General features: G+C 37.2%; 11 protein-coding genes. 9 read left to right on the top strand and 2 right to left on the bottom strand.

Translation table 11 applies throughout. From position 1 onward, the window contains the following. Positions 1 to 86: 86 nt before the first annotated feature. Entirely contained in the window at positions 87 to 269 is a 183-nt protein-coding gene (locus P9E47_RS02740) for a YjzC family protein (RefSeq protein ID WP_004431810.1), read from the top strand. Between the two features lie 139 nt (positions 270 to 408). Then, the gene (clpB, locus tag P9E47_RS02735; protein WP_326162556.1) at positions 409 to 3,018 is read left to right on the top strand and encodes an ATP-dependent chaperone ClpB; all 2,610 of its coding nucleotides are present in this window, start codon (positions 409 to 411) and stop codon (positions 3,016 to 3,018) included. Positions 3,019 to 3,057: 39 nt separating this feature from the next. Here the strand turns inward: clpB and P9E47_RS02730 are convergent, their stop codons facing one another. Next, positions 3,058 to 3,243: a YjzD family protein gene (locus tag P9E47_RS02730; RefSeq protein WP_004431817.1), complete on the bottom strand. Its 186-nt coding sequence runs from the start codon at positions 3,241 to 3,243 to the stop codon at positions 3,058 to 3,060. Positions 3,244 to 3,387: 144 nt separating this feature from the next. Here P9E47_RS02730 and P9E47_RS02725 point away from each other — a divergent pair, with 144 nt between their 5' ends. From P9E47_RS02725 to fabF, 6 genes are all read left to right on the top strand, one after another. Further along, complete coding sequence (locus tag P9E47_RS02725; protein WP_004431821.1) at positions 3,388 to 4,128, top strand: alpha/beta hydrolase; 741 nt, start codon at positions 3,388 to 3,390, stop codon at positions 4,126 to 4,128. A 93-nt stretch (positions 4,129 to 4,221) separates the two neighbouring features. After that, positions 4,222 to 5,085 (top strand): NAD-dependent epimerase/dehydratase family protein, encoded by an 864-nt coding sequence (locus P9E47_RS02720; RefSeq protein ID WP_326162555.1) that lies wholly within the window; start codon positions 4,222 to 4,224, stop codon positions 5,083 to 5,085. An 85-nt stretch (positions 5,086 to 5,170) separates the two neighbouring features. Further along, on the top strand, positions 5,171 to 6,124 hold the full coding sequence (locus P9E47_RS02715; protein ID WP_004431824.1) for a BMP family ABC transporter substrate-binding protein: 954 nt from the start codon (positions 5,171 to 5,173) through the stop codon (positions 6,122 to 6,124). A gap of 21 nt (positions 6,125 to 6,145) precedes the next feature. Continuing rightward, on the top strand, positions 6,146 to 6,331 hold the full coding sequence (locus P9E47_RS02710) for a ComZ family protein (protein ID WP_004431826.1): 186 nt from the start codon (positions 6,146 to 6,148) through the stop codon (positions 6,329 to 6,331). Between the two features lie 156 nt (positions 6,332 to 6,487). Beyond that, positions 6,488 to 7,420, top strand: a complete 933-nt coding sequence (locus tag P9E47_RS02705; RefSeq protein WP_004431828.1) for a beta-ketoacyl-ACP synthase III — start codon at positions 6,488 to 6,490, stop codon at positions 7,418 to 7,420. Positions 7,421 to 7,494: 74 nt separating this feature from the next. Beyond that, entirely contained in the window at positions 7,495 to 8,733 is a 1,239-nt protein-coding gene (gene fabF / locus P9E47_RS02700; protein WP_004431830.1) for a beta-ketoacyl-ACP synthase II, read from the top strand. 129 nt (positions 8,734 to 8,862) lie between these two features. On the opposite strand, the gene P9E47_RS02695 is transcribed toward fabF, so the two are convergent. Continuing rightward, positions 8,863 to 9,918, bottom strand: a complete 1,056-nt coding sequence (locus P9E47_RS02695) for an LCP family protein (RefSeq protein WP_004431831.1) — start codon at positions 9,916 to 9,918, stop codon at positions 8,863 to 8,865. Positions 9,919 to 10,142: 224 nt separating this feature from the next. Between P9E47_RS02695 and P9E47_RS02690 the strand changes: the two genes are divergently transcribed. Beyond that, positions 10,143 to 10,364, top strand: a complete 222-nt coding sequence (locus P9E47_RS02690; RefSeq protein ID WP_004431838.1) for a hypothetical protein — start codon at positions 10,143 to 10,145, stop codon at positions 10,362 to 10,364. The last annotated feature ends 71 nt before the right edge of the window (positions 10,365 to 10,435 follow it).

Raw genomic sequence — 10,435 nt, 5'->3', positions numbered from 1 at the left:
TGTATTTTCTCCACCTTTATCCATTAATGAGTTTAAAGAAACCGGACATAATAGTAGTGAACCTTAAATTCAAGGAGGTTTTTATAATGGGGCAACCACGTCAATTTCGCGCCGGTCAGAAAGCACCGAATAATGGAATTTATGTTGAAATCGGTGAAACTGGATCAATGGTCCAAAAACCGCAATCAATAAGGCTTGAAGTCGGGGAGCGTTTCCCAGAGAATTCAAACCATAACCGTGTCTGGACGTATAAGAGTAAGTTTAAATAAGAAACACTATCCGCCTGAAGTTCATAGGGCGGATTTTTTTTGTTAAATCGCTTATTTAGTTGAATTTTTCACTGAAAATGCCCTATAATATAAATAGGTCAAAGTTGGTCAAATTATTCGAAAGGTGAGAGGGATTAATATGGATATGAATAAAATGACTGAGAAAACACAAGAAGCCTTAGTCAACTCCCAGTCGTTGGCTGTGAGAAAAGGACACCAGCAAGTAGACGTTGAACATGTATTTTCTTCACTCCTTACCCAAGAGGATGGGATCACTACTAGCATTTTACAAAAATTAAATATTAACCCGGGAACCGTCCAAAAATTAGTCGAGGAAGCTTTAAATAAGCTGCCAAAGGTATCTGGTTCAGGAGTTGAATCAGGTGCTGTTTATATTACACAAAGATTGCAGTCATTATTAGTCCGTGCTGAAGATGAAGCGAGCCGCTTGAAAGATGAGTATATTTCTGTTGAACATTTAATATTGGCTATGACTGACGAAAAACAAACGACAGAAATAGCAAAAATCTTTCAACAAATCGGCTTTGATCGTGCTTCCTTATTAAAGGTGCTTACGGAGGTACGAGGAAATCAACGGGTAACAAGTCCGACTCCGGAAGTCACTTACGATGTTCTTAAAAAATATGGACGTGACTTAGTTGAAGATGTTAAAAAGGGAAAAATCGACCCAGTCATTGGCCGTGATGCTGAAATAAGACGGGTTATTCGGATTTTATCAAGGAAGACAAAAAATAACCCAGTCCTAATTGGGGAGCCGGGGGTAGGTAAAACAGCAATAGTTGAAGGCCTTGCGCAAAGGATCGTTCGCAAAGACGTACCCGAAGGATTAAAGGATAAAACGATTTTTTCATTAGATATGAGCTCCCTTGTAGCTGGCGCCAAATATCGTGGTGAATTTGAAGAACGATTAAAGGCAGTCTTAAATGAGGTTAAAAAGAGCAATGGCAGAATTTTATTATTTATCGATGAGCTTCATACAATTGTAGGAGCTGGTAAATCAGAAGGTGCGATGGATGCCGGCAATATGTTAAAGCCAATGCTTGCTCGTGGGGAACTGCACTGTATTGGTGCCACGACATTGGATGAACATCGAAAATATATTGAAAAGGATCCCGCGCTTGAAAGAAGATTTCAACAGGTGCTTGTAGAAGAACCAACAGTTGAAGATACGATTTCAATCTTACGAGGATTAAAAGAAAGATTTGAAATTCACCATGGGGTTAACATCCATGACCGTGCCCTTGTAACAGCAGCTGTGCTGTCAGACCGTTATATTACGGAACGATTTTTGCCTGATAAAGCTATTGATCTGATTGATGAAGCATGTGCAACGATTCGAACAGAAATTGATTCGATGCCTTCTGAATTAGATGAAGTGACACGTAAGATCATGCAGTTGGAAATCGAGGAAGCCGCCCTAAGTAAAGAAAAGGATCAAGCAAGCCAAGAGCGGTTAGAGGCTTTAAGAAAAGAATTAGCAAATTTCAAAGAAACTGCCCATGTGATGAAAGCGAAATGGGATGAAGAGAAAAAAGAGCTACAAATGATTCAACAGTTAAGGGAACAGCTCGAAGCATTAAGACGTTCACTTGAAGATGCGGAAGCAAAGTATGATTTAAATAAAGCGGCAGAGCTAAGACATGGAAAAATCCCTGCACTTGAAAAGCAATTAAAAGAAAAAGAACAACAATTAATGATGTCAGAAAAAGAAGGCCGACTTCTTCGGGAAGAAGTAACAGAAGAGGAAGTCGCAGAGATTGTCGGCCGTTGGACAGGGATTCCAGTATCGAGACTGGTGGAAGGAGAGCGTGAAAAACTTCTTCGTTTGGATCAAATACTCCATGAACGGGTTATCGGCCAGGATGAGGCTGTACAGCTTGTTGCGGATGCTGTCATTAGGGCTCGTGCAGGTGTGAAAGACCCTAACCGTCCAATCGGTTCTTTCATTTTTCTAGGACCGACAGGGGTTGGTAAAACGGAGCTAGCCAAAGCACTGGCAGAAAGCTTGTTTGATAGTGAAGAGCATATGATTCGGATCGATATGTCCGAATATATGGAAAAGCACGCTGTATCAAGATTGATTGGGGCCCCTCCAGGATATGTTGGCTACGAAGAAGGGGGACAATTAACAGAAGCCGTTAGAAGAAAACCGTATTCCGTTATTTTATTAGATGAAATTGAAAAAGCCCATCCAGAAGTATTCAATATCCTTCTGCAAATGCTTGATGACGGTAGGATTACGGATTCAAAAGGTCGTGTAGTTGATTTTAAAAATACAGTCATTATCATGACATCGAATATTGGATCTGCCCATTTACTAGAAGGATTAACCGATAGTGGACAAATTCAGGAGCCAGTTCGTGAAAAAGTATTGGCTCAACTGCGCCACCATTTCCGTCCTGAATTCTTAAACCGGGTAGATGATACGATTTTGTTTAAGCCTTTAACTGTAAAAGAAATCTCTGGTATTGTCGGTAAACTTGTTAATGAATTACAAGCACGCCTTCAGGATCGTCAAATTAAATTGTCGCTAACGGAGGAAACTAAATTGTTTATTGCTAATGAAGGCTTTGACCCAGTATACGGCGCACGACCATTGAAACGTTTTATTCAACGTTTTATTGAAACAAAAGTAGCTAGGGAAATTATTGCAGGTAATATAATAGACGGTTCCAATGTTGTCATTGATGTTGAAAACGGCGACTTAAAGATAAAGGTCACCGAATAGAATAAAAAGAGGCTGAATCCGTGATTCAGCCTCTTCCTTTTAGTGATGTTCTTGTGGTTCGTTTGGTACGCCTGCTTCACCAAGGAAAATAACGATAATTGAAAATACTGCGCAAAGGAAAACACCTTGCATGAAATTATATGTACCACCCGTCATACTGCTTACTACATATACAAGCATTTGGCTTAATAAAAATGTCCAGAATACAGTCCAAAATATACGCATTACTTATTCACCTCGATTTTAAGCACGTTTGAAATTAATTTTACCATATATTAAGTTAAAAATATAGGTAAATAACCTTTGCTTTTTTTAAATTATGTCATACATTAGAAGTGTATGTACAAGAGTAAAGAGGCGGGGAAAACAATGAATCTCGATCAACATTTTTTTAAAATTAATGATCAATGGAACGTAATTCACCTTCCTGAACGCCCCAATGGCTTTGCTATCTTAATTATCGGTGATCAGAATCATTATGTGGACAAAACGACAAGCTTGTGGATTCAAAATCCAGAACGATTTCAAATGCTTGAAAATTTAAGGGAAAAAGGTTACACGATTTTTTATTCTAATTTATTTGGCAGACATTGGGGGAGTCCAAAGTCAGTTCATCTGTTAAAACAGCTTTATCATTTAGTAATCCGTAGAGAAATTCTAAATGACAAAATTCACGTAATCGCTGAGGGCATGGGTGCTCTGACTGCATTAAGACTAATGAATGAAATGGAACCATCACTTCGATCTGTCTCAATGTTAAGTCCTTGCCTAGATCTTAAAGCTTTTATAAATACCGAAAAAAATAATAAATTATTTTATAAAAGATTACTGAAAGAATTAGCCTTTTCTTATAAGATTGAAGAAAAATATGTTGAATCAGAAATAATCAACAATTTTGATCTTTGTAATTTTACATCTAAAACTCCGGTGAAAATTTGGCACTCTACAAATCGGGTCCTATATTCATTTTCTGATCATAGCCGAAGTTTTGAGAAAATCCGTGAGCAAGAAGGAGCACCAATAGAACTTTCGATACATTTATTTGAAAAAAGATTTCATATTACTTCAAACATTATTTCTTACCTAAAAAGATATGAGCAGGTTTTATGAGAAGGGCGGACAAAGTTCTGTCCTTTTCTTTTTTTATTCTAAAATTAGCAGTCCGGCATAGTTATTAAGTAAAATAGACTTGGAGGGCTTTTCATGAAGAAAGCGATGGTAATTGGTTCACTAGGATTTATCGGCTTTTCCCTTTCTAAACGTCTTTTGGAGGAAGAGTTTGAAGTTATTGGGATTGATCATTTTTCTGAAAAACATGACCAACTTAAAGAGCAAAAGCTGTTGGAAATTGCTAGGAATAGTAATTTAATATATATTAATAATCCAGTTGAAAATCTTATTTTAAAAGAAGTGGCCGAGAGTTGTGATGTCCTATATTATTGCTTACATGACTCAGATATTAATAAAAACAATATAAATAAAAAAATGACAAAAATGAAAGATATTCTTACGAAGGTAATGGACTATTGCAATGAAATTATGTGTAAATTTGTTTATCTTTCATCCTACGAAAGCTTAAATCAACGTAACCCAATAGGTCAAATGAAAATGGAAGAAGAATATGAAATTGAAAATTACAGTAAACTGAACAAAAACTTTTTTTTTCATATTGTGCAGCTTCCTACAGTCTATGGTCCGTGGCAGCCTGATTCGATGACGTTTCAACAATTAATTATGGGAAAGGATTCACCTTCGATCGATCCAATTAGAGAGGATGCTATTTTTGTTGAAGACTTAGTAGAAATTTTATTAGAATTACCAGCAGATTTAGATGTCAATAAAATAATAAAAATTAACAGCAATAGAAAAAATCAGTGGCAAGAAGGGGTAAATCTTATTAAAGGAACTTCAAATCCGAAACAGGAGTCAAGTGAACTTGAGGTAAAGAATGTGAAGGATCAGGAAGTCTATCATAGGCATTTACAAACAACTCTAGAAGAAGGAATCAGACGACAAAAGGAGCATTATAAGTATCTACAAAAACTAAAAGGATTAGGATTAATTTAAAATCCTTTTACATCTTTGTATCTGTTGGGTAAAATAGAAATGTTGGATACATAGATGAAATGGATATAATAGGGAGGGGCTTGTTTTGAAAAAGCTTCTTTTAATTTTGGCAACATTTATACTATTAGTCACTGCTTGTGGACAACCAGCTACCAATCTTTCAACAACAAAGATAGGATTACTTTTACCGGATACAATCAATGAACCAATATGGGGGAATAAAGGGTATAAAGGCCTATTATTGATACAATCTGCATTAAAGGCTGATGTTTATTATAAAGAAAGTATGAAAACGAGAATGGAAGTAAAGGAAGCGTTGGATGAATTTGAAGAGGAAGGCGTTAACCTTGTATTCGGACATGGGGGTGAGTATGGTCCTTTTTTCGAAGAATTACATAACGACTATCCTGATATGGATTTTGTATATTTTAACGGAAACTTTACAGCTGAAAATGTGACGAGTATTAAATTTGAATCTCATGCAATGGGATTTTTTGGTGGAATGGTTGCAGCAGAAATGAGTAAAACAAAACATATTGGTGTCATTTCAGCTTTTAATTGGCAGCCAGAGGTTGAGGGGTTTGTTAAGGGAGCTGAATATCAAGACCCGAATGTGGTTGTTGATGTTCATTATACGAAGAGCTGGAGCAATAAGGAAAAAGCTTTAAAAGCCTACAGTGAAATGGAAAAGACAGGTGTTGATGTGTTTTATCCTGCCGGTGATTCCTTTAATCTTCCGGTAATTGAAGCTGTAAAAGAGGACGGGCATTATGCAATTGGTTATGTCTCTGATCAATTAGATCTAGGTGAATCAACGGTTCTAACTAGTACGGTTCAACATGTCGAAGGGCTTTACAAACTGATTGCCACTCAATATATTGCCGGCAAGTTTCAGCATGGAATTAAAACCTTTGATTTTGGAGATGATGTTATTTCTTTAGGAGACTTTAGCCCGGAAGTTCCTGATGAACTGAAGGTTGAAGTTAATAAAGCTGTTGAATTATACAAATTAACTGGGGAGTTTCCCGGTAGAAAATAATGAGATGAAGGGGTAAAGATGATGGATCAAGAAAAAAATTTTAAATTTATGCAAATTGCGATGAAGTATTTACCTGAGGCACAAATGATGCTTAAGGAAAAAGGGATGGAAGTAAATATGGATATGATGCAGCCAATGCTCGATGTCCTATTAAAGGTCATGAACGATGCGTATGAGCTTGGAGCATCGGAAGCTAAAGCCGAGTAAAAAGTTTGTTTGAAGGGGTGGACCTAACAGTCGACCTCTTTTGTACATTTCTTTTTATAGACAAGAACTAGTAAGTGTTATAAAATTAGTACCAAGTCATAATATTTGATCATATACCATGATCATAAATTTTGAGAATGCAAAGGGGTTTTGTTAATGAATGCTGGTATAATTGGTATTGGACGTTATCTTCCTGAGAAAATTGTTACAAATGCAGACTTAGAGAAGATTATGGATACTTCAGATGAGTGGATTCAAACAAGAACAGGAATTAAAGAAAGAAGGATTGCTGACGATACAATCAATACTTCACATATGGCTTTTTTTGCTGCTGAAAAAGCAATCGCGAATGCTGGAATTACGGCAGAGGATATCGATTTAATCATTACGGCTACCGTTACACCTGACTCTCCTTTCCCATCCGTTTCATGCTTAGTTCAAGAAAAGCTAGGTGCGAAAAAAGCGGCAGCAATGGATATTGGAGCTGCATGTGCTGGCTTCATGTATGCGATGGTAACAGCTCAGCAATTTATTCAAACAGGAACATACAAAAATGTGCTTGTAATTGGTGTTGAAAAGCTTTCAAAAATTACCGATTGGACTGACCGCAATACAGCAGTATTGTTCGGTGATGGAGCTGCTGCGGCTGTTATAGCGCCGGTATCAGAAGGAAGAGGAATTCTTTCATTTGAGTTAGGTGCAGATGGCGTTGGGGCAAAGCATCTTTATCAGGATGAGTACATTATTATGAATGGCCGTGAAGTCTTTAAATTTGCAGTCCGTCAAATGGGTGAATCAGCTGTCAATGTAATCGAAAAAGCTGGTTTAACGAAGGAAGATGTTGATTTTTTAGTTCCACACCAAGCTAATATTCGAATTATGGAAGCATCTAGACAAAGGCTAGAGCTACCAGAAGAAAAAATGTCAAAAACAGTAGACAAATATGGCAATACATCATCATCCTCTATTCCGATTGCATTAGTTGAGGAAATTGAAAATGGAAAAATAAAAGATGATGATATCATTGTTATGGTCGGTTTTGGCGGCGGTTTAACTTGGGGAGCTATTGCTTTGAGATGGGGCAAATAATTTAGCAGGAATTCGTAAGCAATGATAGAATTATAATAAATTGTACATTTCAATATGAAAGGTGTCATGCGTTTATGGAAAAAAGACGAGTTGTAATAACAGGACTCGGTGCGGTTACACCATGTGGTCTTGATGTAGATACGACTTGGAACAATGTAATCAACGGAGTCTCAGGCGTCAATGAAGTTACACGGGTGGATAAAGAATTATTCCCTGCTAAAGTAGCAGCTGAACTGAAAAACTTCAATCCTGAAGATTTTATGGATAAAAAAGAAGCAAGAAGAATGGACCGTTTCACTCAATATGCACTTGCAGCGGCTTTTATGGCTGTTAAAGATGCTAATTTAGAAATTACCGATGAGAATGCTGAAAGAGTTGGGGTTTGGATTGGCTCTGGTATTGGTGGAATGGAAACCCATGAAGAACAACATAAAAACTTCTTGGAAAAAGGGTACCGCCGTGTAAGTCCTTTTTATGTACCAATGATGATTGCAGATATGGCTGCAGGGCAAGTATCCATTGCCTTAGGTGCAAAGGGTATTAATGCATGTACAACAACTGCATGTGCTTCTGGTGCTAATTCAATCGGTGATGCATTTAAGGTCATACAGCGTGGGGATGCCGACGTTATGATCACAGGTGGAACGGAAGCCCCAATTACGAATATGTCATTTGCTGGTTTCTGTATGGCAAAAGCTTTATCTACAAATCCGGACCCTAAAACGGCAAGTCGTCCATTTGATTTAAATCGTGATGGATTTGTTATGGGAGAAGGAGCAGGCATAGTCGTTCTTGAATCATTAGAAACAGCATTAGCCCGCGGCGCAAAGATTTACGCTGAACTTGTTGGGTACGGAGCAACTGGTGATGCCTACCACATTACTGCACCGGCACCAGGTGGTGAAGGCGGAGCAAGAGCGATGAAACAGGCATTACAGGATGCAGGTTTGCAGCCGGAAGATATTAATTATATTAATGCCCATGGTACAAGTACTGACTATAATGATAAATATGAAACAATGGCAATTAAAGAGGTATTCGGTGAACATGCTTATAAATTAGCAGTAAGCTCAACTAAGTCGGTGACAGGTCACTTATTAGGAGCTGCTGGTGCTGTTGAAGCTATCTTTTCAGTAAAAGCAATTACCGATGGAATCATTCCTCCGACCATGAATCTTGAAACTCCAGATCCTGAATGTGACCTAGACTATGTTCCAAATCAGGCTAGAAAACAGACAGTAAACGCTGTATTAAGTAGCTCACTAGGATTTGGCGGACATAACGTTTCATTAGTCTTCAAAAAATACGAATAATAAAAGCCACCCGAATGGGTGGCTTTTAAAATGTAAAGAAGGTATATCATTGTCTAGCTCCAGCGCCTATCAAACTTCAGGACTCCTCCAGTTTGCTAGGCGATGAGCAAGGCGCTTGCGCTTTTCTATTTAATGCACATCTGCTGCAATTTCACTCATGCTGACTTCATCGTCTGAAACAACCTGTGGTTGTGTAGAAGAGAAAAAGTCCTTTAAAGCTTGTTTGTTTTCTTTGCGGTCAATAGCTAAAACTGAGCCTGCATGGGAATAGCTCTTGTTTTCAAATGAGCCGTCAACAGGTATACGAATCGTTTCGATCTCTTTTGGATTCATTAAAAAGTTTGTTCCTAACGCTAGAATCTTTTTAGAACCGATATTTGTATCAATGTAAGGGATAATGGTTCCCATCATTTTAGGTAATTTGGTTAATCCGTTAATGCTAATCAATTCATCTTTCACAGCCGAAATAACCTGCTGCTGTCTACGAACCCTTCCGAAGTCACTTTCAGCATCATGACGGAAGCGGGCATACTCCAATAATTCCTTCCCGTTAAGCTTTTGTAAACCAGGTTGGAAGTTAATATATAGACCACCTGCACGATCTGTGTATTTCATTCTCTTTTCAACGTCAATATCTACACCATTTGGTGATAATACATCGACAACATTGGAAAAACCATCAAAATTTACGATAGCATAATATTGGACATCTATATCAAAGTTTTCTTTTAAAGTTTTGCGTACTAATTCGGCCCCACCATAGGCGTAGGCTTGGTTTATTTTATTATCTTTATATCCTGGGATTGAAACATAAGTATCTCTCATGACTGATGCAAGTTTAGCAGAACCTGTTTCTGGGTCATACTGTGCTATCATGATTGTATCAGTCCGTCCTTCTGAAGACAGGGAGTCTACACCAAGGAGTAGTACATTTATTTTTTCTAAATCTTTTACTCCTTTAAAGGTAGATTCATCTTCATTATTCTTTTTACTTGTGCTTGGCAAATCATTATCATTGGAGGCGGAAATATAGGCTGTATAATATTGGAAAACTCCGTAACCAATCATAGCTATAAAAAATGTTAATAGAATAAGACCGATTTTAAACGGACTTTTTTTTCTTCTTCTTTTTGACGTTCGTATTTGTTGATCTATGTTTTTTCTACGCTCAATGCGCGAGGACATCCCGATGTTCACCTCTCCTTAAATATACACAATAATGAATGTTTTTAAAAATACTCTCAGACTTATAGATTACTAGATTCGACACCTATTTACAATATTAACATAAAATATGTTTATTTTCTCCTACATATTTTTATTAGTGTTACATAAAAATGGTAAAAAGGACAAGCAAGAAGGGTGGAAGGGGTAATGATACTACTATTTTATTGGGGATTGGATAAGTTATGATATTTAGGCTTTTTCTTTTTTTATTAGGATTTGGACTTGCAGTTGTAGGTGGGGTAACTGTTATTGCTTATCTGAATGTCATGGCGATGGGATTGTCCTTTCTCGAATACCTATTATATATTAGTACAAGAATGGAGTGTTATCTCCTGATGATTGGCATTATGCTCATCACAATCAGTATTTATATACCTTTAAATGAGAAAAATAGAAAAAAATGAATTAATTGTTTTGACTGGAATAAATTGCTTCTCAACTGACAATACTGTTTTTTAACAATGTGATGTGAAGT

Origin of the sequence: Schinkia azotoformans (assembly GCF_035811335.1) — a bacterium.
Taxonomy (GTDB): Bacteria; Bacillota; Bacilli; order Bacillales; family Bacillaceae_J; genus Schinkia; species Schinkia azotoformans.
Note: the sequence above shows the minus strand (reverse complement) of the source record. Positions and strands in the feature narration are given on the sequence as shown.